Origin of the sequence: Propionispira arboris, from assembly GCF_900109225.1 — a bacterium.
Taxonomy (GTDB): Bacteria; Bacillota; Negativicutes; order Selenomonadales; family Selenomonadaceae; genus Propionispira; species Propionispira arboris.
In genome coordinates, this window is the sequence record NZ_FNZK01000017.1 from 1 (window position 1) to 25,650 (window position 25,650).

A 25,650-nucleotide genomic window follows, 5' to 3' on the forward strand; every position below is an offset into this window, starting at 1 on the left:
AAGGGGTTTCTCTATTGTAATCCAATAAAGGAACCCACCCTACAGTTTGTTTCAGGGGAAATCAAAAAAGCGCATGCGCGGGTTTATTCAACCTACACATGCGCTTTGCTATATCTTAATTGCATGCAGACGCTAAGCTCCTGTCAAAACTTCAATTCCAGCATACCGAACAAACCATCTCCCTTGTCACCCAAGGAAAAGCACGGTATAATAAATTGTCGTCGTAGACAGCTAGCTGTTACGTGTAGGTGCCAGTACACCTGCTCGTGCCTAAGAGTGCTTCAACACTCTTGGGACACGGCGACTTTTTTAATTTCCACCTATCTCTAATTATATTACACTTCGTAACGATTGCAAGTAAAAATAGGCTAAAACATGATTTTTTTATTGTGAAAATCATGTTTTTTTGTGCTTTTAGGAGATAGTACCTGCGTGAACTTTGTCTTTTAATCTGTAAGTAAGCATAGCAGTTATTCATATACTGAGTATACACTTCCGTATTTTGTTTCCTCAATACAAAGTGTTTCTTTCACACTAGCTCAAATAACTTAGTATTACCTTTATCACTGACGCTATGATAAATACACTAAATGACGCTTTGGCGGTTCGGGATAATTTTCTTTTTTCCTTTTTATGCTCGCCATCTAATACTTGAGAATTATTTTGTCGGTTTTCCTCTTCTTTCTGCATTTCACCTTCAAACGCTTCAAGGGATATATACACCATGAATATGAAAAATAAATCTATCCAGCCCCAGCCAACATATAAATCTGCACCAATTATAGTAACTATTACTGTCATCATTCCTAAACATTTTAAGGTAATAAAACTTATCATTTTTTTATACCGTAAATACATCAATCCGAAAAGTATGAAAAGTCCACCATACCATGTTATATCGTATATGTCTTTATAAAATAATTGTATACTGGGGTAATGAAGTGCCACAGCAACACTTTCCATAATACTCATTTTAATTTCTCCCGTTCGTTTAGCTACTTATTATCTTTTTGTCCTTGTTCTTTATCATATTGCAGTTCGTCTCCTCCTGATAAAGCTCTGCTTTTTCAGCATCGTTTTTTATTTAGAAGGAAACACACTACCCACAAATAGAGCAGAATCTATACCTAAAATAAAACATACCAACGGTACTAGTACCATCGCTAGTACCATCAAGATAATTCCTATAATAAAATTTATGATTAAATTACGATAAAAGGACGGTCCCCCAAAATGCCCGTTATCACATGTCAGTCCCCAAGCCAGCAAGATCTTAACTGGCATTAGATAGTATATATTAGAAATACCCGTTTCATACATTGTCATAATACATGCAATAAAATAAAAAAATAAGAAACGTTTCCATCGTTTTAGAAATACAGTTTTTAATCGTTCTAACATCTTGGTCAACCTTTCTCCTCAACTGCAGGGCCGTCTTGCTTAGGCAGTATGCCCCTAAAGGTCTCTTCTAAGTTAATCAAATCTAAGTCATGAGAGACCAGTGATTTCCCGCTCGCAGTTACCTCATCAAGATAACACCCAATTTTGGCGATACCATTTGCACCATAAGGAATTTTACTAAGACCCGCGCTTACCACATGATTAATTGAATATGCACCTATAACCAGTTGTGTAGTATTATAAATTGATTCTCCCTCTTTTTCTTTCAATATATTTTTCTCCCCATCTGTCTTGCCCAATAATCCATAATACATCCGTGTCCCTCCTGCATACATGCTATTCACACCATCGACATATACACCTGCTCCCAAACCGACAAGGCCCCAACATGGAACTGAATCAAGCCCGCTTGAGATCAGGCCTCCGAGGGTACCAGTTTGTCCCATCAATACGCCCACTTCCCTCTGAAAAAAACCTCCTCCAAATTGTGCAGCACCCCCAATTACTTCTTTCCATTGTATAATTGCTATAGCACCTTTTGCAGATGACACAATGCTTCCCCAGTCTATCCCCGGCTCTTCTGCTGTTCCTGGCTTATTTAAAACATATGACTGTTTTTCTTCCTGCATTAATGGTTGTTCAACAAGCGGCAGCTCAGATTCATCCGCACAATCAACAATGGTTTTCATATTATTAAAATGTATTTCATTTTCTATCGAAAACCCACCCGTTGGTGTAATCATTTTTATTTGATTCGGAGAGCTAAATGTTACTTTTGTCTTGGAATCGATAATAATTTCTTTTTCCGCTTCGAGCAAGATTCCTTTGTGACTGGATATAGTCACGCCTTCTTCGTCATCGAAAGTGAGTACAAGGTCATTGCGTCCTGCGGTAAAGTAGATACCACCTGGCGCGAGTTTCATTTCTTGTCCGTATTCCGTTGCCAGATAACGGGTACTCGGATCACTGGTCTGTTCACATTCTGCACCATTGGTTCGTACACAGCCAGTAATGATGGCGTTTTGTTCTTTGAGTCCTGGTATGTAGAGACTCACATTTGTACCGATTTGTGGCATAAGGTACAGCATGTCTGTAGTTGGCGGTACAAAGGGATACCAGTAAGCAGTATCTTCATCTTGTTCTTGGTCAATATTTAGATGCAGTTTTATTTCTTGGTTTTGTACCGCTAGTACGGTGCCTTCTATGCTATTGCCCTGTATTTTTTCGTTATAAATTGGATTTTGCCGAATTGTTGGCTGTCTTACTAGTGTTGCATTATAAACCAATAGCCCTTTTTTTAGTTCAATCGTCACTTCACCAACATACATTTCGTAGTTATGAAAGGTAACTTTATCGCCAAAGGTGAGTTCATCATAGCTTTCGACTTCGAAGTAGGTATATTCATTTTCAATAAGGTTGGGATTATAGTCGTAATCGGTATAATAGGCTTTAATGTCTTTACCACTGCTGTAGGCAATATCGTCCGGCAGTGTCTTTTCTCCATAAACTTTTGGATAGCCATAGGCAAAGATTTGATTGTCCATGGTGACGTCCGGTACGATGACCGTTTCCTGATAGGAGGCTAACCGTTTGATAAACTGCCAGTCGGTTTCTTGGTATTGAATAAGTGGACCGTCAATATTTACTGGATCGGCTGTCAGTTCAAAGCTTTTGTCTGGATAGTCCTCCATGATTTTAGCGGCTATATCATTATATGTAAGACTAGTATCTTGAAAAGAGCGGTTTTTTTGTTCACTGTCAAAAACGGAGGTTTCGGAGAGGAAATAGGCTGTTATCGTATAAAGTCCCGTTCTAACGCTGACCTTTACGTTTTTAAGCCGTCCTTTAAATAGCCAGCTTTTAGTTTCACCATCATCGGTATAGACCCTTATCTGGTCTTCGGTTGTTTCTTGCAGTTTTCCATAAAAAAAGCCAAGACCTCATCTTGACTTTTTTGTTCATTTATTTAAAAAGTTCATAAAAGCATCTGGCAACATTAAGCAGCGCTACTATTACCATAAATATGCGCAGTATGTTGGAATCCGACTTTAAAATATTTTCAGCTACAAATTTCGGTTTAAAAAGCGCCAATGCCGCCATGCTTGAAAATATTAGAATCTCAACAATATAATAAATTGTTTCACCCATATATAAACTCCCTAGTATATTAGATTCATTGCAAAAACAGCAATGCAGTAGAAAATAATTTCTGTTTTAGAAATACTTTTTCATTATTAATATTTTTAAATAAAACTCTTATGCGAACTACGCCCCTAACACATCCACACGCGTTTAAGCGAAATTGCACCTACAACCAATTGACTTAATACACTGCATCATCCATTACGGTTCACATGTACGTTAGGCGCACAAAAGTACATCTCATTCTCCATAGACACGAAACTAGTAGGTGTATTCATCAGCACTTGGCTAGGAGCATTTAAAGCTACTTTTTTCCCTGACTTAATCATAATTTCTTCTTTTGCTTCCATCACGATGCCCTTATGGCTAGATATATTGATGCCCGTTTCATCATCAAACGTAAGTATCAGATTGTCACGGCCTGCTGTGAGATATATGCCGCCAGGAGTGATTTTTAGTTCCTGACCATATTCCGTACCCATAAATCGATTATTGGAGTCACTGGTATCTTCACAGCTTGCCCCATTACTTCTTACACAGCCGGTAATTATTGCATTTTGCTCTTTAAGTCCTGGTATGTAGAGACTTGCATTTGTGCCAATTTGCGGCATTAGATACATCATATCTGTAGTCAGTGGTACAAAAGGATACCAATATGCAGTGGCTTCATCTTGTTCTTGATCAATATTCAGCTGTAATTTAACAGACTGATTTTGCAAGTCCAAAATTATTCCTTCTAAACTGATTCCTTGTATATTGCTATTGTAGATTGGATTTTGTCTAAGTGTCATTTTGCGCACCAGTGTGGCACGATATACTAATAAGCCCTGTATTAGCTCAATCGTTACAGCTCCCACATACATTTCATACTCCAGAAAGGTAACTTGATCACCAATATTCAACTCATCGTGACTTTCTACTTCATAATACGTATATTCGTTAGAAATAAGATGGGAATTATATCCAGCGTCTTCATAGAATGCTTTTATGTTTTTTCCTGATTTATAAGCAATATCCTTAGGCAATGTTTTATTTTTTCCTTTTGGATAACCAAACGAAAAAATTTGATCCTGTACCTCGCCATCGGCTACAATAACGGTTTCCATTAAAGATGCCATACGTTTTATAAACTGCCAGTCCGTTTCTTGATATTGAATAATCGGACCATCAATCACTACTTTATCTGCGGTGAGTTGAAAACTTTTACCAGAATAGTCCTGCGTAACTTTTTCTACTATATCAGAATAGTTCAGACTGGTATTCTGAAAGGACCGGCTTTTTTTCTCCTCATCCATTATAGAGCTTTCGGAAAGTGCTGACGCCTGTAGGGTATACACACCTGTCGTCACGCTGATATCAACGTCCTTTAACCGCCCCTTAAAGATCGCCTTGGTATTTGTTTCATCAATAATAATTACTTGAATTTGATCGGTTATCGTTTCCTGCAGACCTGCACTTTTCCCTGATGCTTCGCTGATAAGTGCCGTAAGCTGTAGTTCCCCGTGTTCATTTAATTTATTCGTGATTTTTAGTTCATAAATTGACTGAATGTCCCAAGGACTGATTACTTTTATTTTGTCATAACTAATTGCTGACATTGCTTCACCGCTTTCTGGCTGGCTTTATACTCTGTTGCTTTAGCAAATTATTGATATTGATGTTATACCTTCTTCTGATAATCTCTTTATGAAACTCACTGATTGCAAACCCCTGAAACATATAAAACATTATGCCGAAACACACTACTCCCACTAAAGTTTTACCATCAGCACTTAAAATTCTCATTTCAATGATTCCAATTAATACACCAAGTGAACAAGCAATTTTAACAAAAGGCTTTAGCTTCATATCATCCATGCTGTCTTGTCCACTTAACATTTTTCGTGCCTGTCTTTTTGCAAAATAAATATTGCAGGGTATGCTCGGCAACAGCATTGCAATAAAAGCTATAATACCATAGAAAAAATCAAGGTGACTAATTGCCAATACTATCAACATGCAACACAAAGACAGTAAACTATTTTCCATCCCATAATATAGGAACAAAAACTTATTATTTTCTTTTATTATCTCTCCCCAAATGACTATGCTAAAAAAAATAACCACTGCGCAGGGAACTGAAATCGCTAAATTTATACTAATATAAGTTAAACAGACAAACACTTCCAGAAAAGCCAACATAGGATACATTCCAGTTATCCATTTTTGGGCGGTGGTAATATTCAAAAATTTATCTACAAGCTTATCTTCATCTTTTTCCATTTTATTCTCCAATTTCAATAGGAAGATCTCATCGTTTCTAAACGAACTGTATTTTGATTACTTTTATTTTGTCATAACTAATTACTGACATTATTTCACCGTTTTTTCTTTTGCTTTTGCTGATTTAAAACTTCATCAATCTTATATCGCATTCTAATGATATGTTTGTAAAAGGTTCTGATTGCAACATATTGAATAAGATAAAACGCTATACCAAAAGACATTTCTCCCAATAAATTTTTTCCGTCTGGATTAAGAAATTTTAATACAATCGAACCAGTTAACAGGCCAAACAGGCCACAGGCTCCATAAATAGATTTTGGTAAATCCGCAGCACAATTACTGTTCCCGTTTATTATGTTCCCTTCATTCCTTTTTACAAGATAGATATTCGCTAATATACTAAACAACAAAAATGTAGTAAACACGATTAACCCTTGCCACAAACCAATCCCACTAATTCCCCATACTGCTAACATACAACATAAAGACCATAAACTAAATTCTACGCCAAGATACAAGAATAAAAACTTACTGTTTACTCTTATATATTCTCCCCAAATAAACATACTTAAAAAAATAATAAATGCACAAGAAATTGAAATATCAAAACCTATATTCTTGTAATTCAGTACACAAGCAATTCCTTCCAATACCAATAACGGAAAATAGGTTATACTTATTTTTTTTTCTTCTGTAGGAATATTTAAATATTGACACACCCATTTTATTTCATCTTTTTCCATTTCATGCTCCAATTGCAATAGGCAATATCTCATCGTTTCTAAACGAACTGTATTTTGATTACTTTTATTTTGTCATAACTAATTGCTGACATTGCTTCACCGCTTTCTGGCTGGTTGTAACTTTTGCTGTTTTAGCAATTCATCAAGATTGTATTTTTTTCTGATGATGTGTTTGTAAAAACATCGGATAGCCATATACAAGCACCCATAACTCGTAAAAACTCCGCACAGAACCAGTACAACATTATTTGCCTGCGGACTTAGAATTTTTACTATAATACTGCCAAGTAACATGCCTATCACACCAACTACTTTATAAAAAGAGTCTGGATATTTTTTATCTCCACAACTACCCGTTACGTTTAAAATCTTCCTTGCATTGATTTTTACAAGACATATAACCGTTGATATATTAATTAACATCATTATTATAAATAATACACAACCGTAAAATAAATCTAACTTACTACTACCTACTGCTATTAGTATCAAACATAACGACCATAGTCCGCCACCTACCCCAAGATACAGAAATAACGACTTACTATTTCTATTTATGTTCAATCCCCACATAAGCATAATCATAAACACAACCACCGAAAATGAAAACGTAGTAAAAAAACTTATCCTCTCAGCAAAAACAGCGCAGCATATTGCTTCGAGTGCTAATAGCGGAAGAGCGATTTTATTGATTTTTTCCCCCTCAGTAGCTATATCCAAATATTGAAGCACACTATTTATTTTATCCTTATCCATATAGTCTCCCATCTATAAGACCTTATTTTATAAAATCGCACTATATCTAGGGAGATAAGTATTTTTTCATACTCTCAATTATAGATTTCTCCCCACCCTTTAAATATACTCGTAATTTTTACCTTTAATATTTGACCCATGAAGCGTCCCAATTCCTAAAACAGCTAATTTATTCCATTAACGCACCTCTGATTATTTAATAATGGTTTTTTCATAAACATCATTAGGCAATGAAGGTCCATCCCATATTTTTTCCATATTCTCTATTACAGTTTTTGTTCCGCCTTGTAAATAGGCTCGTGGTGTTTTGTCATCAATGACTAGTCCATCAAGGCCTTCATTAATAATAAGTCCTATGCCAAATCCAACTACCGCCCCTACGGGTCCTCCAATAGCTCCACCGATAAATGTACTTATTTCAATAGACCCCCACGCTATTGCCATATCTGTTCCAACGTCTGCAGCACACTTAGTGGATAAAATTTTTGAATTTGGATCATGCCAATTACTATAAATATCTGCCATAGGAGTAATGATATAAGCTGACGCATTTGTCAATTTGCCAAGTTTACCAGCATATTCAAACCCTTTTACTCCGTTCATACGGTTTTCCATTTCTCTCACTCGCACTTTTCTGGAACGTTTAGCCCACTCATTCTCTTCTCTGCTCTTACCAAAAAGTTCTTCCTGCGCAGTCCGCTTTGTACGTGCTACTTTTGCATCTCCAAACAATCCAATTCCAGTTTCTACTGTGGGGATAGTATTAGCCGCTTGGAAATCTCCACTATCACTTTTCCAGAATGTTCTGTTCGACATTGCCAAAAGCGAATTATCATTAGGACTGAAATTAGGTACGTACGCCGAATTATTATCAAGCACCATGGCAGCACCATTATTAGCAGCAAAAATCTCATCCCAATTTATATTTGCACTTGCAGCAGAAATAATGTTTTGCCCATCATCTTTTATAGTAATACACCCACCACAATAACACCCTAAAAGGGAATCCATAATCAGCCCAGGATGCTCGTCAATTTTGGTATCACTTTGTGTTTCTTCCCATTTGAAAGACAATAACGGCTTACAGGTACCTATGCGCTTGCAATGGCCAAAAGGCAGCACGTTAACGCCAGCAACACAATCTTGTTCATTTAATAAGGGCTTGCCCATAAAATACATCCCGTGATCCTTTGGCAATTGAAGTCGTGTAGGTTTTTCTCCCATATTACACCGCACGGTTGCCCCTTCGACAATATAGTTCTTGCCCATTTTGACACCACTCCTATTTGTAACTCAAAGTATAAAAATAATATCCATGTGCTTAAAATCTCAATTTATAAGTCACCTTGCACTACATTTTTTATTCCAGCTCAACCCGTTCCATTTTAATTCCCCGAAAGTCTCTCCGCATAATACTTTCCGCGGCATCAAGACGCGCGATGATAATTGTTTCATAACTGTGCTTGACTTTAAATATTGCTTTATTCGGTATTGCTGTTGCTTTTAACACCAATTCTTTGACCACACTTTTGTCCGGTGTCATACTGCTTTTGTCTGACATACAGTCCACCGCCTGAAAAATTGGTAAGTAATAAAGCATCTGCATTTGTTTTGCCGAGCTTATCAATAGTACTTTTTTGCAAAGTAGCTTAGGCACATAAAGTTTGACAGTATCTTTTAATAAATTTGATAGAAGAAAAAGCTGCCGATTAAGCAGATCAATGAAATCAATATCATCATGATTTGCCAGATTAAATACAGTAATATCATCAATTTTATCAGCATCTTCTGGCGTAACATACCGTCGTTGGATCTGTTTGATTACATCAGGAATAACAGGAGCATTTACATAGTCCCCATCTTGCCTCAAACGAAAATATTCCATTCTAGTATCCTCTTCTTTAATCATATTTGGGGGAGAATTTTATTCAAATGTATTGGTATCATCTGTTTCAATTTTTAGTTTCTTCATAGATAAGTATATTTGAACCCCAATATTCTCCCATCGTAATTTTTAAGTTGTCCATTTTCTGCAGTGCATCATATTCTGGTATTTTAATTGCCTCACCAATCGCTACTTGAGTAATCGTCGTGGCAATTATATGATATTCCTCAGCCATGTTTAGTTTTACTTTTTTTAAATGTACCGGGCGAACCTTATGGGCATACATGCCTGTCTTGGCTGCAACAGCCAAGCGCTCCAAACGTTTTCTTAGATATTGCCAGACAAAATCCATTTTATAGACAGCACAGCATTCCGTCGGATCAAGGAAAAATTTTTCATCATACAAATCCACTCGGTATTCCCAAATATCATCCATGATATTCGTACGTAAAAAAGAAATACAGATCCCTGCAGCTGGTCCTTTTATTCCTGCAGCTTGTTGTATACTGGCTTGACAACAAACTTGCTTGATAGCAGTTGATAAATCGTTCAATATACTTTTCTTGTTCGCAAAAAGGACTTGTTCTATTGCCGGAAAATCTTCTTCTGCCCAGCCTTCTGTTTGGGCTTTTATAAACTCTTGTATTAGTTTTTCATGGATCATTTCTGTACGTTAACCTTTGCCCCTCTGAGATTGATATCTCCTTTAAGGTTAATTTCACCAGCACCTTGTTGTATACTAATTTCTTCCATACCACTTATTGCTATTTTACTGGTCTTGCTAGTTATTTCAATATCTTCTTCAGCTTCTAGCGTAATCTTTTTATCACTTTTGATGGTTACACCACCATCGTCTGTCAACGTCATGAGTAAATTATCATTGGCAATAATTTCGATGCCGCCAGGATTGAGAATCACTTGTTTTCCGTATACGGTACTAAGAATTTTAGTGTCAGGATCGTCCCGCTTACCACGCTTCGAAGGAGTAAGATTAACCGAACTTGCGGCCACAGCCTGTTCTTCTTTATTGCCGGGGAAGTATACTCTTACATTGTCGCCAATCTCAGGCATACAGTACCAACCGCTGCCATCTGGCGAGGAATAGACCGTGGTATAGGGGAAAAACCAGGTTCCGCCATCATCCCATTCTTCGTCAATTTCGGTGATATGCACTTTTACTTGGTCTTTGGATACTTCTTTTACTACGCCATGCAGAGATATTCCCGCCAGTTTGGTATTATATAGATCATCTTGCATTAAGCCTTGCTTTGTTGTAAGAATATAGGTGTTGTTTACAGCACCTTTTTCCATGACAGTCTGTATGGATCTTATGTACCAGGTCAATCCTAAAAAAGTTACCATTTGCCCGAGCTGTAGAAGATCCAATGATTTGGCTTCACAGTAGGTAAAGTCATTTTCACTAAACGCTACACCACTGTTTTTTCGGTTATTCTTGCTGGCTACTGCGTAAGCTTTCATATTCCGATGAATTTTATAGTCTGACACATTTAGCTCTGGCCCTGTAGATTCTTGCTTTTGATTGCTATTTTCCTCACCAGTATTACCGTTTTGGTCTTGATCATCTTCTTGCCGTGGCTGCGGTGGCAGACCAAAATAGACTTTTGGACTATCGAAAGTGATATCTGGCGTCAAGCCGAGGTTAAAATGGGATGCCAGCCGCTTTAAAAATTCCCAATCACTTTCTTGATACTGTATGACCAGACATTCAGTGCTTGCTTCATCCAAGTTGTCTTCAGTAGTAACCACGTCGTCTTTCAAATTCGGCACATATTCACGTGCTAGAGAATTCACCCTTTCAAAAATATAGCTATATGGCTCGCCTTCTCGTTGAAAGGAACGATTATGTTTTATTACATCTAACTGATAGCTAAAGCTACTAGCTTCAATATCGAGGTGTCTTAATCCAGCCACAGTCCTTTGACTTATATTTGTTACGAATCCTTTAAACAGAATTTTTTCAGTTCCTTTGCCGTCAATATATTTCAATGTTACTGGTGTATTTTCAGTAGTAGTCTGTACATAGTCCTGTTTTTGTTCGGTTACGATATCTGGCAGCGTACCATTGATATATAGCTTGGCATGTTCGTTAATTTCTTGAGTGATTTTCAAAGTCAGGATATCTTTAAATTCATAGGGAGAAAAGTGTACACTGTGCCAGCTGATAGCTTTACCGGCACTCGCCAAGGCTTCCACTGCTTGCTGTTCATAGTTTTCCATTATATACCTCCTCCTGGCAAAGTTTTGTTCTCGTCTCCTAGTATCGGTTTAGGAATCACGCGCACCGACTTCATTATTTGATGTGCTAATGGACGCCATGCAGCATAATCATCAAACCTGCAGCTGAAAATCCCCATAAGTACATTACCGTCCATTTCTCGAAAGAATCTGAGCTGGTACAATGGTTGACCAAGCGTGGGGCTTTTGAATTCTATAAAACCAACTGTTTTTTCTTCAACAGTTTCAGTTCCCTCTTCAATAAATAGATAGGAAGGATTTAACTTTATAAGAAGGGCTTTTACTCCATCTTTTACTTCGGGAATGTTTTCATCCGTAATACCATTCGGAATGCAGCTTAAGGTAATGTTGATACCGCCTGTACTATCGGTTTGGATAACTTTAGGTCGATCTTCTGATGGATATTTCAGCCGGGCAAACTCTGCTGGCATATCTTCAAATACAGTAGGGATATAGATTTTTAGCTGATCATCAAAAAAAATGCGCTCTTCAAATTCATAGTATTGATTATTGATTGTTACACCCTCATAGATATTTTGACTTTGGATTTGCTCCTGTTTTTCCACCTGATTAATTACACGACGGATTTGTTCATCTGCATATTCAGTCATAACCTTTTCGCGCTCCTTTGCATCTGCTTAGCAAAATTTTTGTATTTCTTACAAAATATGTATACTAACTTTTTATGACACGAAAAAAAGACGACAAACTAACTATCAAATCAGTTTAATCGCCTTATGAAAAATCACCCTATATCATTCTTTATGAATTCGTAATTTCCGTGCCTCTTGGTTAACCGTTTCAAATCTTTATCACATCTTTTCGTATCTATTGTTGTACATTTTATTACAAAACAGTTTACTACAAACGTTATAAATGAATCTTTATTCTAGTCTTACCAAGCAAGAAAGCTTCGCTTTTTAAATAAGAAGCAAGCTTCTGAATCTTATGAATCAATACATTTTAATAATGTTGATTCATACTATCTATAAAAAATCAGTATACACTTATTTCCTTTTAATTTACATAGGCAAAAAGACTTGGATATTGTAACAACTATATATTTACTGCAATCCGTCGGTTATAAAACACACAAAAAAGATATTATAATTTTATATTTATTATCATAATATCCCTTCCTTTGATTTTCCTTTAATTTCCAAACTTTTTTTATTTCACTCAAGTCATTATTGCACTTTTCCCTTTCAAGTATCTCATAAATTCTGCTACACTCAATTTCGGCGGAATACTTACGCATAAATGTACATGATCTGCACATACTGCACCTTCAATTATTTTCACATTTTTATATTTGCAGAGCCTTATTAATATTTCTCGTACATCCACCTTTATTTTCCCGTACAAAACTTTCCGTCTGTACTTCGGTATAAATACTGTGATACTGGCATTTCCATTTTGTATGTGCTAAGCTTGAGCTGTCCATTCGGGATCCTCCTATGTTTTATGATATTAGCTTGCGACACCATTATCATACTAACACAGGAGGTTTTTTCAATTCACCCGCAGTAACGCTTCTGCTTACTCTGTTCTCCCCAGCATAGCTGGGGGATTAAGATTTTCATTAATATTATAATATCCACTTCCATATAAGCTTGTCGCTATCTCCGCGGAAAACAGGACCGTCACCTGACTGATTCAGTATATCCTCTGCAAAGTTCTGTATAAGGACAAATTTGCCAAAAAAACCGGTTATTATAAAATGTTACATTTTATAATAACCGGTTTTTACGTGAATTATGAGTCTTCCTTTAATTCATCAAGTCCCTCGAATTGCATTTTATAATATTTTGCATATAACCCGCCGCGTGCCAGCAAAGAATCATGTGAACCTGATTCTTGAATTCCTTTATGATTCATCACCAGAATTTCGTCAGCATTGCGAATTGTACTGAGGCGATGCGCCACTACAATCGTCGTACGATCTTTGGAAAGACGTTCCAAAGAAGCTTGAATATATCGTTCACTTTCATTGTCCAAAGCCGATGTAGCTTCATCCAATATAAGGATTTTCGGATTTTTCAAAAAAACACGGGCAATTGAAATGCGTTGTTTCTGGCCACCAGAAAGTCTTGTACCACGTTCCCCAACATAACTTTCATACCCATCTTCCAACGACATAATAAAATCATGGATATTCGCATTTTTTGCTGCGGCAATAATTTCTGCCTGTGTCGCCTCCGGTTTTCCATAAGCGATATTATCACGAATATTACCAGCAAACATATATACATCCTGTTGAACAATACCAATGGCATCGCGCAGCGATTTCAACGTAACATCGCGTATATCTTTGCCATCAATCAAAACAGCCCCTGCTGAAACATCATAAAATCTTGGCAAAAGTGAACATAAGGTTGTTTTTCCGCCACCGGATGGTCCTACCAATGCAATTGTTTTTCCTGCGGGAATCAAGACATTCACATTCTGCAATATGCCAGCATTTTCATCGTAGTGAAACGAAACATCCTTATATTCTATATGCCCTGTAACATCATGAAGCGAAACCGCATTTTCTTTGTCAACAATTTCCGGGGTTGTCTTAACCACTTCCATAAATCTTTTAAAACCAGAATAGCCTTTTTGCAGTTGTTCAGTAAAATTAATCAATACATCTATTGGGTTCAAGAAAATGCCGATATACAAGGCATATACTGCTAAATCAGTAACTTGCAGGCTGCCATTCGCAATAAAAAAACCACCGCTGACTAAAATTGCCGTATATAATAAACCTTGAAAAAAAGCATTTCCCGCGACAAAACTCCCCATCACTTTGTAACTATTTTCTTTAGAATCCAAAAATTGTAAATTACTGCCACTAAATTTTGCTCGTTCTAATTCTTCATTGGCAAATGATTTCACAACCCGAATCCCAGACAAACTATCTTGTACACTTGAATTGACACCCGCAATTTTTTTCCGATTATCCATAAAAACTGCTTTCATTTTCCTGTTTTTATGAATACTGAAGGCGACCATACATACTGTAATGACAAATAAAATCAATGTCATTTGTACATTAAGAAACAGCAACAGCAAAAAAGATCCTAATATTTTTACAGTAGAAATAAAAATGTTTTCCGGACCATGATGCGCCAGTTCCGAAATATCAAATAAATCCGATACCAATTTGGACATCATCTCGCCCGTGTTATTTCTATCATAATACGAAAAAGACAGCCGCTGATAATGGTTGAACAAATCCTGACGCATATCACTTTCCATACGCGCCCCCATAATATGTCCCCACGTTGTAATATAATACTGACACACATAACGAATACTGTACATTACAAGCATCCCGATACCAACCCAGCTTATAATATGCCAGATTCCACTCGTTGTAGGGGTAAAGATTCCATGCGTAAGAAAATACAGCAACTGTGGAAACGCCAAATCAATAACGGATACTACAAACGCACAAAATAGATCACAATAAAATAAACGTTGATATGGTTTATAATATTGAATAAATGTTTTAAAAATAGACATAAAATCCTCCGCCATTTATAAACTTATATGGTTTCACAGAGATCCTTTAGCTGGATCTGCGAAAAATGTTGAATAAAACCATCCATATTAGTCTATCATGATCATAGTTCTTATTCCACTTTCTTTTCAAGAAGACACTGCATTTTTTTCGCTACCGCCTCAACCTGTTTCATTTTGACCCAAGCCCGAATTTCCGTTCCTTTTAATTCAGTCGGCACAACTTCACCTTTGGGCAGAGCCATATTATCCTTAAATTCTTGTAATTGTGGAATATTAAAAGCAACGGCCTGCGTAATCAAATCAAATTCTGTTACATCTAACGCACCGCGCCGCAGCTTTAAAATCATATCAACAAAATCAGCGGGTCGTCTCTGCACGAGAATACGAATGCCTTCACTGAACGTACTCGCTGCCTCAACCCAGTCTGCTGGCAAACTCATCCGCTCTGACCACGCAGAAAAGCCTTCTTTAGGCAAAGCAAAACCTAGTGCAGCAAAACGAACTTTTGAATTCTGTGAAAGATTAGCAACTGCATCCAGCCCCAGCATACTCGCAGAAAATTTATCCATTGGTAGTGCAGCAAGTTCTGCAAAAGCAACAGATAATAGGGACAAATCTTTCAGCACCGCAAAAAATCGACTTGGCTCTTTCGCTTCAGACAGTGTCATCACAAGTTCTGGCAGCATTTCATTGGGTGATACCTGCATTAGATCTTTTTGAACCGTTCTTGCCAGTTCCAGCGTGTCTGTTTCAATTGTAAACCCAAATTGAGCAGTTTGTCTTGCCAAACGCAAGGCATTCAACGGATCATTGGTAAAAGCCGAACTTGTCGCTTTAAGTACCTTCGCCCCTATAGCCATTTGTCCCTGATATGGATCAATAATTTCGCCGGTCAGACTGTCTTTAGCCATCGCATTAATCGTGGTGTCACGGCGCAGTAAGTCGACTTCAATTCCGATTTTAGGTTTCGCTGATATGCGAATCTGTCCATCGTCTGCTTTCTGCTCCGTTCTGGCAAATGCGACTTCACTACGGATACCATCAACCATTACGTAAAAAACAGGAAACGGCGTTCCGCTTTCTTTTGCCTGTGGAAACAGCAATTTAAAGTTTTTCTTGACCATTCCAACCACGGTAAAATCAATTTGCTTTGTGCGAATCCCCAGCAAGCTGTCACGAACACAAGCCCCCGTCCGAAACAGGCGGCCACCATTTTCCGCAATCATTTCAGCAAAAGTTTGCTCTGTTAATCCATTTGTACTCATTTGTTCTTTGTCCCCCAGCTTTCTTTAAAATCCCCAATATATATTTTTCTTATTTACAAAAAAAACCTACTTCTTTAATCGTATGAATTTTTCCTTTAATTTTACTTTTCAGTAACGCCTGCATGACAAGTGCTCCTTTATCGCCCAATATTTCAACATAAGAACAAGTATCTTGTATCGTAATAATGCCGATATTTTCAGCACTAACACCCTCAATTGCAGTAATCGCCCCTAAAATATCGCCCGGACGCATTTTGCTTTTTTTCCCAGCATTAATGCGAAGCCGTGTAATCTGCTTATTTAATTTTTCACTGATATCCGCTTTTAAAACCGGAGCTTTTTGTGCCCTTTTGGCAAAAATTTGTTTTCCCGCTTCTACTGTTTCATAATCCGGCGGTTCCACTCGCGGTATCGTATGATCTATATATTTTTCAATCGCCTGCAGCGCTTTATATTCATGATAAGTCACCAATGTAACAGCCGCCCCCAAATGACCGGCTCGTCCTGTTCGGCCAATGCGATGAACATAACTTTCTTCGTCAGCAGGCATGTCATAATTGATTACCAAAGAGATATCATCAATATGCAGCCCGCGCGCGGCAACATCGGTTGCCACTAGGAATTGAAACCTGCCGCGTTTAAAATCACGAATCGAATCGAGACGGTCAATTTGCTCCATCCCGCCATGTAAAGTACCACATAAAAATCCCTTCTGTTTCAGCTTATCCGCTAAGAGATCCACCGTATCACGGAGATTACAAAATACAATACAGCTTTCCGGTCGTTCCAGATATAATATTTTTGTCAACAATCCAAATTTATTTCCTGCTTCAATTTCATAATAAACCTGATGAATTGCATCAAAAGCAAGCTGCTTCGATTCTATTTCAATTTTAACCGGATCTTTCATGTGTTTTTCGCAAATCCGTTGAATTTTATCCGGCATCGTCGCTGAAAACAGTAAAGTTAATCGATTTTCGGGCAGCCCCTTAATAACCGCATCTACCTGTTCGATAAATCCCATATTGAGCATTTTATCGGCTTCATCAATAATTAAATACTGTATTTCATCCAAAGCGATATTGCCCCGTTCAATATGGTCCAGCATTCGCCCCGGTGTACCAACCACAATATGCACCCTTTGCTGAAGTTCACGGCGCTGCGTCTCCATCCGCTGGCGACCAAAAACGGCGGCACAACGTATTCGTTTAAATCTGCCGATATTGGAAATTTCCTGTTTTAATTGAACTGCCAATTCTCTGGTTGGTGTCAAAACCAGTACTTGGGGTTTTTTTTGTTCAATTACAAGCTTTTCACAAATTGGAATCGCAAAGGCAGCCGTTTTACCACTCCCGGTCTGTGACTGAACAATACTATCTTTTTGCGCAAAAACTAAGGGTATCACCGCCTGTTGAACTTCTGTAAGCGTATCATACCCCAAGTCATGCAATGCTTTTTTTATTTCTTGACTAAGCCCATATTGCTTGCTTAATTCCTGATCATCCATTTTTATAATCCTCATTTTCCCGACGCTCTTGCTTTTAGTTTCTGTTCGTCTCACTCTATCTATATCATACCATAGTGACAAAGATTATATCAGGAGAATATTTTATTGGTTTTTTTTGCCCATTTCATACCCCATCACAGACAACGAATTGACTCTCGCTCCACAAGCTGCGGCGCAAATTTAACTGCCGTATTGATTTTTTCCATATGCATTAATTTTAATAAATTAATTGCCGCCATTTTTCCCAGATCCTGCTTGGGATGCGAAAATGTTGTGAGTCCGACAGGATTTCTGGTAGCTAAATCCGAATTATCAAAACTGATAATGGAGATATCTTCAGGGACTTTATATTTATACTTACGTAAAACTTCAATTACATAAATTGCAATTTTATCATTATAACAAACAACCGCACTGCATCCTGCCACTCGCTGCAAAAGAAGCTGCTCAAATGTTTTGGTACAAAAAAATTCTAAATCCTCTGTTGTAAACCAGATAAGATTTTCTTCATGCAGCAAAATGCCTCTTTTCTTTAAAGCACTCGTGCAACCTGCATAACGCAAATGCCCTTGCCGATCATCAAATTTAAAAACTCCGGCAAATCTCTTATGATTTTTACTGAGCAAATACTCAGCAGCTGATCTGCCACAGGCATAATCATCCATCATTACAAAAGGAAAAGCCAACTCCTCATAATATGAATTAATAAAAATACAAGAAATACCTTTTTTATGAATCTGTTTATATAAATCCAGATTAAGCAACGGCAGCGCACTTTTTGTCGGTTCAATGATAAGACCATCAATGCCGTTTTCCATAAATACGTTTAATATTTTCATTTCATTTTCTATTTTATTATACGTAATCGACAATTGGATAGAATACCCTTGCTGTGTCAAAACACCATCAATTCCTTTAATAATACCCGGAAACAAATAATCATCTAAATAAGTTGTAATAATACCAATATTTTTCATACTAGTCCTGACTGGTGTTCTGCTTAACGCAATATAAGTACCACTCCCCTGGCGGCGTTCTAAAACGCCTTCATTTTCCAGAATACTCGTCGCCTGTCGAACCGTCTGACGACTGAGAGAAAAATATGCGCCGAGTTCTTTTTCTGACTGTAAGCGTGCCCCTGTTTCTAACGTGCCTTGAGCAATCTGCAATTTGATCCAATTGACAATTTCTAGATATTTCGGCACTTTTTTATTATTCATGAAAGCAAAATTCCTTTCGTTCCACTATTTTCAAAGCATTGCCTTCGGCTCCTCATTAAAAAAAGTTTTCATTTTCCGAAACTAGCTTGCTGTCAAACAAAATGTTTTATATAAGAAATAACGCCAATAATTGCAAATACACCCGCAAATTTAAGCAAATACCCTCTGTATTTTTTTAATTGTTTAATGAAAAAATCAATATAAGCACAAAAAATTGCTAGTGCAATAAAAATATCACCTGCCATAAGCCAACTGAAACCATTGGGTATGTCACTAATCACATTATTCAAAAGCAGTGCTGCACCAACTAACGCTAAATATTCAAACTTCATATAATTATCGTCCCAATCTTTTCCAGTTAAAACACTGAATTATTTTTCCTATTTTAGAAAAAAATCTGCCTTTTTATTAACTATCGCAGTTATAAAAGGCAGATTTTAATTTTCATAAAAGAAACATATCTTTAAATGTTAAGCACTTTTACGTTTATTATATAAGTCGAACGTAACAGCAGCTAAGAGCACAAGGCCTTTAACAACACGCTGGATATCAACCGACCAACCAATCAAAGACATCCCATTGTTCAAAATCCCCATTACCAAAGCACCAATAACAGCACCTGTAATCGTCCCACTGCCACCTTGTACAGCCGCACCGCCGATATAGCAGGCCGCAATTGCATCAAGTTCAAAGGTATCACCAGCCTTTGGCGTCGCTGATGCATTACGTGCCGCCAAGACAATACCAGCTAAAGCTGCTAACAGTCCCATATTGGTATAAACCCAAAACATAACCTTATCTGTATTGATTCCTGACAATCTGGCTGCATTCACATTACCGCCAACGGCATATACCTGACGTCCTGCCACAGTATCGTTGGTGATAAAAGAATAAATAATGATCAATGCCAGCATAATAAGTAAAACGAGTGGTAATCCCATATAAAGAGCAAGCTTAGCTGTAATAAAATTCAATACACCAATAATAACCACCAATTTAGCAACAACCTGCCACATTGGCGCTACAACGAAATTATGTTTCAACTTGTTGCGTCTTGACCGAATTTCTAATAAAACAAGCACTACGGAAGCCAGGAGGCCACCTATTAATGCTAAAATTTCTATTTTAGTACCACCGACCTGCATAAAGATCTGTGGCAGATATCCCGCACCAACCTGAGTAAAATCTTGAGGCAGCGGACCTTTCGTCTGTCCATTTAAAATAACCATAGTTAGTCCGCGGAAAACCAGCATATTAGCCAGCGTAACAATGAATGGCGGGACTTTAAGCACAGCTATGAAGAAACCCTGCCACATTCCTACTAAAATACCGATAAGCAATACAATTGCGAAGGTAACTGGAACAGCAATATGATAATCCAACACCATAATAGCTGCCGCCGCCCCACAAAAAGCGACAATCGAACCAACGGCCAAATCAACATTTGCTGTCAAACAACATAATAGCATCCCGATGGAAAGAATAACAACATAACTGTTTTGCATAACCAAATTATTAATATTCATTGGTGCTGCATTTTTGCCATCAGATAAAATAAGAAAGATTACATAAATAACGAATAAGGCAATCATCATACCATATTGTTTGAGATTCGCCATGGCTAGTTTTTTTTGATTCATTGTAGTTTCATTGCTCATTGTATTATTTCTCCCTTCCGATGTGATTCATAATAATCTTCATGATACGTTCCTGTGAAAATTCATTTTTGTGCAATTCACCAGCAATTTCGCCTTCATTAATGACGTAGATACGATCACAAATGCCTAATAGCTCCGGCATTTCGGAAGAAATTACAATAACTGCTTTACCCGCATCTGCCAGCGAGTTAATTACCGTATAAATTTCATACTTCGCCCCAACATCAATTCCACGTGTCGGTTCATCTAAAAGCAATACATCTGGTTCCGATAACATCCATTTTGCCAGAACCACTTTTTGTTGATTTCCACCTGACAATGAACCTACAATTTGTTCAATCGAATTTGCTTTTATATTGATTTTTTTCCGATACTCTTCGGTTACATGAATTTCATTATTAGAATCAATCACGGTATGTTTTGAAAATCTGGATGCCAAACTTGACAGTGACATATTCCATTTCAAATCGTTAATCAATACCAACCCGTATTTTTTACGATCTTCTGATACATACGCAATTTTATGATTGATTGCATCCTTGATACTTTTCAAATGAAGTTCTTCACCATTTTTGATCATGGTTCCGGAAATATTTTTGCCATAAGCTTTGCCAAACAAACTCATTGCGAGTTCCGTCCGTCCAGCTCCCATCAAACCTGCAAAACCAACCACTTCACCACGACGAACATGCAAGGACACATCATTGATCACTTTGCGTTTTGAATCCAATGGACTATAGGCCATCCAATTTTTCACTTCAAAAACTACTTCACCGATTTTACTATTGCGGTCTGGATAACGATTTGTAAGTTCACGACCTACCATGCCTTTGATAATTCGGTCCTCTTCGATTGCTTTATCTGTTTTTTCGATTGTTTCAATCGTATGCCCATCACGAATAACCGTAATCGAATCAGCGACCCGGCTGACTTCATTTAATTTATGTGAAATCATAATACAGGTAATACCCTGTTTTTTTAAATTCAGCATAAGCTCTAGTAAGATATTACTTTCCTCATCATTCAGTGCGGCCGTCGGTTCATCAAGAATCAAAAGTTCGACTTTTTTTGTCAAGGCTTTGGCAATTTCAATCAATTGCTGCTTGCCAACACCTAAATTCTGCACTTGCTGGCTTAAATCTTCGCTCCCCATACCGATTGTACTTAAAACATCACGGGCTTTGCGATCGGTTTCATCCCAGTCAATAACACCTTTAATAGTTGTGTTTTCATTACCCAAAAATACATTTTCGGCAACAGAAAGAGCTGGTATGAGTGCTAACTCCTGATGAATAATAACAATGCCTTTTTTTTCGCTACTGCGGATTGTATTGAATTCACACTTTTCACCTTTATAAATAATGTCTCCCGTATATGTTCCATAAGGATATACTCCCGAAAGAACATTCATCAAAGTCGATTTTCCCGCACCATTTTCGCCGCATAATGCATGAATCTCTCCTTTTTTGATTTTTAGATTGACATCATCCAGAGCCTTAACACCCGAAAAGTCTTTCGTTATATGCCGCATTTCCAGTATGATTTCAGCCATAAATTTTGTTCAACTCCCCCGATAGTAGGAGCCGGCTGAAAAGGGATACGCTCCCTCCAGCCGACAGCCATCTAAAACTCTACATTACTATTCAAGTTCAGCTTTTTTATAGTAGCCTGAATCAATCAATTCTTTTTGCAGATTTGCTTTATCAACAGGTACCGGACTGCACAAATAGGATGGAACAATTTTCTTATTGTTATTATACGAAGTTGTATCATTGATTTCAGGTTGTCCGCCTTCGAGCACAGCCTGCACCATTTTCACGCATTTATCAGCAAGTATACGAGTATCTTTAAAGATTGTCATAGATTGTTTGCCAGATAAGATATTTTTGGAAGCCATAAGTTCAGCATCCTGGCCGGTGATCATCGGCCATTTTTGACCAACTTTATAGCCAGCACCTTCTAAAGCTGCTGAAACCCCATAACTAATTCCATCAAATGGACTTACTACAATATCAAGATTTTTCCCCGTACTGTAGTAACCGGACAAAATATCTTCCATACGTTTTTGAGCCGTTTCTTGTGACCAGCGTAATGTACAAATCGCATCAAAACTAGTTTGACCTGATACGCATACGAGTTGTCCACTTGTCAAATAAGGCTGCAGCACTTCAAATACACCAGTATTTAAGAAATGTGCATTGTTATCATCTGGCGAACCAGCAAAAAATTCAATGTTATAAGGACCTTTGCCTTCTTTTAAGCCCATTTTGTCTTCAATATATTTACCAATAGCTACACCTACGCCTTTATTATCAAATGTTGCATAATAAGAAACGCTATCTGTATCCATTAATAAACGATCATAGGCAATGACGGGAATGTTATTCGCTTTGGCTTGTTCTAATACATTAACCAATGCATTCGAATCAATCGAAGCAATAACCAAACAGTTTGCACCATTCGTTATCATGTTTTCAATTTGAGAAACTTGGGCTTGTACATCATCTTCTGCATATTGCAAATCCACTGTATAACCTAGTTTTTCCAATTTTTCTTTCATGTTTTTACCATCTGCGATCCATCGCTGAGAAGACTGTGTAGGCATGGCTACCCCGATTTTCTTACCACCGGTTTGAGCCGAACTGCTGCTGCTGCTTGATGCCGGGGCGTTATCGCCACCGCCGCAGCCAGCAATTGCTAATACCATAATACAAGATAATACAAGAGCTAACATTTTTTTCATGAAAGTGTACCCTCCTATTTCTTCATTTAGCCAATATTATATATAAGCTGATAAATAGATCAAACCTCTGTGGCTGACTATTCCCCCTCTATTGTTTTATTTTGATTATTTATTTTGCTCTATATAATAAAAACTGCTTCAAATTATTGACCACGTGCCAAAACAAACGCTATTTTTTTAACCATAAATCTGCATCATAAAAAATAAAACTCGATTCCATTGTTTTGCGTTCTTTGAAATATGTAAATATTCTAATAATTATCTATTGAAATCATGAAATGTAATCCCGTCCAAAACATTTATCTTACAACTTGAATCGATTCGTTTAATTTATCATATAACTTATGAATTCAGTATATACTGAATAGATTTAAAATTCAATCTATTTTTTAAAAATTTTTATTATTTTAATGTCTTGCTTTTTTATATAAACCAAGCTCCTGCTAAAGTACCATACTATGAACAATTACCCTTACTTTTTCACAAAAATATCAATTGAATATCGACCTTGGAAATGACCATGAAATGATTGTTAAGCGGACTCCTTTTGTTCTTAAAATTCGTGCAGCAACGATCTAAAGTTATCATACAACAAGATAAGAAAATGGCTTCGGCCTCACCTATCCAAGAAAAAAAGCAGGGATTTGTGAATCATGGTACAATAATTCTTATCCATCTAAGATTTCAATTGAACCGGGAATCGATTTCTCTTATAATTGATATGCAAGCTATATGCAGACAATAGGGAATTCGTTTTGCTGTTCAATGCTTTCTGGTTTTATAAAACGGTATATCATGATCAACACCCGTGATATGAATACCCGTCACGTGCAATAAAATTTATAACCGGAGGGAACAACATGATCGATCAACGCCGCATCCGCATTATACAGACTATAAAAAATTCAGCACAAAACGGTCCTGTCGTGTACTGGATGAGCCGTGACCAACGTGTCGAAGATAACTGGGCACTCTATTATGCCCAGCAAACAGCAAGAAAGCAAAACCAGCCATTGGTTGTTTTATTTGCGTTAGCACCGGATTTTATTGGTGCAACACTGCGACAATACGGCTTTATGCTGCGAGGGTTAACAGAAACTGCTCAAAATTTAACTAAAAAAAACATTCCTTTTTATTTACTGATCGGTTCACCGGCAAAAGTCATTGCGACATGGTTACAGACAAATTCCGCCAGTACTTTAATCATCGATTTTGATCCTCTAAAAATAAAAGCACTATGGAAAAAAGAACTTTTGCAAAAAATCAAAATTCCTTGTTATGAAGTTGATGCTCACAATATCGTCCCCTGTTGGACAGCTTCAACAAAACTTGAATATGCCGCCTATACGATCCGCCCTAAAATACAGCGTTTACTGTCCGAATTTTTATTACCAGTCCCCGAAATATCAGTTCATCCAGCTTCAAACTTTTTCATCCGGCCCCTGCCTCCGGTTACGGACCTTTTAGCGCAGTTAAAGGTTGATACAACTGTTTCTGAAATCACCTGGCTAAAGCCCGGGAGCAAGGCTGGCAAAAATACTGCCCTTAACTTCATCCAAGAAAAGCTTCAATATTATGACAAACAAAGCAACGATCCCACAAAAAACATGCAGTCGAATCTTTCCCCCTATTTGCATTTCGGGCAAATCTCTGCTCAAAAAATTGCCTTGCACATTAAGGAAATGCACTCGACTTCCTCTGCCACCGAAAGCTTCCTCGAAGAACTTATCATTCGGCGAGAATTAGCCGATAATTTTTGTTTCTATCAAACAAATTATGACAACGCAGCAGCATTTCCAGCCTGGGCACAAAAAACCCTGCAAGAGCATCTCGACGATTCCCGTGAGTATCTATATAATGCCGAAACCCTCGAGCAGGCATTTACCCATGACCCACTATGGAATGCCGCCCAGCGTCAAATGACAGAAACTGGGAAAATGCATGGTTATGTACGCATGTATTGGGCAAAAAAGATTCTCGAATGGTCACGAACACCAGCCGATGCGATGTCTACAGCAATATATCTCAATGATAAATACCACCTCGATGGTCGTGATCCTAATGGTTATGCGGGCATCGCCTGGAGCATGGGCGGTCTTCACGATCGTGCTTGGTCAGAGCGAAACGTATTCGGTAAAATCCGCTATATGAATTTCAACGGCATGAAACGTAAATTTCCCATCCAAACATATATAGATACGTATCCACCGTTTGATCAGCCCACCATGTTTTAAAACCCTCATTCAAAAAAATAAGACTCATAAAGGAAGATCTGTATTGAGAATATCCCCAGAATTTA

General features: G+C 37.6%; 22 protein-coding genes and 1 pseudogene. 1 reads left to right on the top strand and 22 read right to left on the bottom strand.

Going from position 1 to position 25,650, the window contains the following annotated elements; genetic code table 11:
• Nucleotides 1-534: 534 nt before the first annotated feature.
• From BMY14_RS14990 to chvE, 22 genes and pseudogenes are all read right to left on the bottom strand, one after another.
• A complete protein-coding gene (locus BMY14_RS14990) occupies nucleotides 535-972 on the bottom strand; it encodes a hypothetical protein (RefSeq protein WP_091833486.1) in 438 nt (145 codons plus the stop codon).
• 108 nt (nucleotides 973-1,080) lie between these two features.
• The gene (locus BMY14_RS14995) at nucleotides 1,081-1,401 is read right to left on the bottom strand and encodes a hypothetical protein (RefSeq protein WP_143063184.1); all 321 of its coding nucleotides are present in this window, start codon (nucleotides 1,399-1,401) and stop codon (nucleotides 1,081-1,083) included.
• A gap of 5 nt (nucleotides 1,402-1,406) precedes the next feature.
• Entirely contained in the window at nucleotides 1,407-3,092 is a 1,686-nt protein-coding gene (locus BMY14_RS15000; protein ID WP_091833490.1) for a hypothetical protein, read from the bottom strand.
• A gap of 271 nt (nucleotides 3,093-3,363) precedes the next feature.
• Nucleotides 3,364-3,549 (bottom strand): hypothetical protein, encoded by a 186-nt coding sequence (locus BMY14_RS15005; protein WP_091833491.1) that lies wholly within the window; start codon nucleotides 3,547-3,549, stop codon nucleotides 3,364-3,366.
• Nucleotides 3,550-3,737: 188 nt separating this feature from the next.
• Nucleotides 3,738-5,141, bottom strand: a complete 1,404-nt coding sequence (locus BMY14_RS15010; RefSeq protein WP_091833494.1) for a contractile injection system protein, VgrG/Pvc8 family — start codon at nucleotides 5,139-5,141, stop codon at nucleotides 3,738-3,740.
• 4 nt (nucleotides 5,142-5,145) lie between these two features.
• The gene (locus tag BMY14_RS15015) at nucleotides 5,146-5,805 is read right to left on the bottom strand and encodes a hypothetical protein (protein WP_091833497.1); all 660 of its coding nucleotides are present in this window, start codon (nucleotides 5,803-5,805) and stop codon (nucleotides 5,146-5,148) included.
• 95 nt (nucleotides 5,806-5,900) lie between these two features.
• A complete protein-coding gene (locus BMY14_RS15020) occupies nucleotides 5,901-6,551 on the bottom strand; it encodes a hypothetical protein (RefSeq protein ID WP_091833500.1) in 651 nt (216 codons plus the stop codon).
• Between the two features lie 96 nt (nucleotides 6,552-6,647).
• Nucleotides 6,648-7,307, bottom strand: a complete 660-nt coding sequence (locus BMY14_RS15025; RefSeq protein WP_091833503.1) for a hypothetical protein — start codon at nucleotides 7,305-7,307, stop codon at nucleotides 6,648-6,650.
• A gap of 192 nt (nucleotides 7,308-7,499) precedes the next feature.
• Entirely contained in the window at nucleotides 7,500-8,576 is a 1,077-nt protein-coding gene (locus BMY14_RS15030) for a DUF4280 domain-containing protein (protein WP_091833506.1), read from the bottom strand.
• Nucleotides 8,577-8,667: 91 nt separating this feature from the next.
• On the bottom strand, nucleotides 8,668-9,192 hold the full coding sequence (locus tag BMY14_RS15035; protein WP_091833509.1) for a hypothetical protein: 525 nt from the start codon (nucleotides 9,190-9,192) through the stop codon (nucleotides 8,668-8,670).
• 67 nt (nucleotides 9,193-9,259) lie between these two features.
• Complete coding sequence (locus BMY14_RS15040; protein ID WP_091833511.1) at nucleotides 9,260-9,856, bottom strand: hypothetical protein; 597 nt, start codon at nucleotides 9,854-9,856, stop codon at nucleotides 9,260-9,262.
• Nucleotides 9,853-11,430, bottom strand: coding sequence for a hypothetical protein (locus BMY14_RS15045; RefSeq protein WP_091833514.1), 1,578 nt, complete (start codon nucleotides 11,428-11,430; stop codon nucleotides 9,853-9,855). The genes BMY14_RS15040 and BMY14_RS15045 overlap by 4 nt, the downstream gene beginning before the upstream one ends.
• Entirely contained in the window at nucleotides 11,430-12,059 is a 630-nt protein-coding gene (locus tag BMY14_RS15050; RefSeq protein WP_091833517.1) for a hypothetical protein, read from the bottom strand. The genes BMY14_RS15045 and BMY14_RS15050 overlap by 1 nt, the downstream gene beginning before the upstream one ends.
• Nucleotides 12,060-12,633: 574 nt before the next feature.
• A pseudogene (gene tnpA / locus BMY14_RS20905) lies at nucleotides 12,634-12,892 on the bottom strand (IS200/IS605 family transposase); the annotation flags it as partial.
• 311 nt (nucleotides 12,893-13,203) lie between these two features.
• A complete protein-coding gene (locus tag BMY14_RS15060) occupies nucleotides 13,204-14,958 on the bottom strand; it encodes an ABC transporter ATP-binding protein (protein ID WP_091833520.1) in 1,755 nt (584 codons plus the stop codon).
• A 110-nt stretch (nucleotides 14,959-15,068) separates the two neighbouring features.
• Nucleotides 15,069-16,223 (bottom strand): polynucleotide adenylyltransferase, encoded by a 1,155-nt coding sequence (locus tag BMY14_RS15065; RefSeq protein WP_091833523.1) that lies wholly within the window; start codon nucleotides 16,221-16,223, stop codon nucleotides 15,069-15,071.
• A gap of 49 nt (nucleotides 16,224-16,272) precedes the next feature.
• On the bottom strand, nucleotides 16,273-17,730 hold the full coding sequence (locus BMY14_RS15070; protein ID WP_091833526.1) for a DEAD/DEAH box helicase: 1,458 nt from the start codon (nucleotides 17,728-17,730) through the stop codon (nucleotides 16,273-16,275).
• Nucleotides 17,731-17,864: 134 nt separating this feature from the next.
• Nucleotides 17,865-18,950: a GntR family transcriptional regulator gene (locus BMY14_RS15075; RefSeq protein ID WP_091833529.1), complete on the bottom strand. Its 1,086-nt coding sequence runs from the start codon at nucleotides 18,948-18,950 to the stop codon at nucleotides 17,865-17,867.
• A 92-nt stretch (nucleotides 18,951-19,042) separates the two neighbouring features.
• Nucleotides 19,043-19,282: a hypothetical protein gene (locus BMY14_RS15080; protein ID WP_091833532.1), complete on the bottom strand. Its 240-nt coding sequence runs from the start codon at nucleotides 19,280-19,282 to the stop codon at nucleotides 19,043-19,045.
• Nucleotides 19,283-19,420: 138 nt separating this feature from the next.
• Nucleotides 19,421-20,608 carry a multiple monosaccharide ABC transporter permease gene (gene mmsB, locus BMY14_RS15085; protein WP_218144912.1) on the bottom strand — a complete coding sequence of 396 codons (1,188 nt, stop codon included), beginning with the start codon at nucleotides 20,606-20,608 and terminating at the stop codon, nucleotides 19,421-19,423.
• Nucleotides 20,609-20,612: 4 nt separating this feature from the next.
• Nucleotides 20,613-22,160 (bottom strand): multiple monosaccharide ABC transporter ATP-binding protein, encoded by a 1,548-nt coding sequence (mmsA, locus tag BMY14_RS15090; protein ID WP_091833535.1) that lies wholly within the window; start codon nucleotides 22,158-22,160, stop codon nucleotides 20,613-20,615.
• Nucleotides 22,161-22,247: 87 nt separating this feature from the next.
• Nucleotides 22,248-23,351 (bottom strand): multiple monosaccharide ABC transporter substrate-binding protein, encoded by a 1,104-nt coding sequence (chvE, locus tag BMY14_RS15095; RefSeq protein ID WP_091833537.1) that lies wholly within the window; start codon nucleotides 23,349-23,351, stop codon nucleotides 22,248-22,250.
• 860 nt (nucleotides 23,352-24,211) lie between these two features.
• Here chvE and BMY14_RS15105 point away from each other — a divergent pair.
• Nucleotides 24,212-25,585 carry a deoxyribodipyrimidine photo-lyase gene (locus tag BMY14_RS15105; RefSeq protein WP_091833543.1) on the top strand — a complete coding sequence of 458 codons (1,374 nt, stop codon included), beginning with the start codon at nucleotides 24,212-24,214 and terminating at the stop codon, nucleotides 25,583-25,585.
• Nucleotides 25,586-25,650 lie beyond the last annotated feature (65 nt).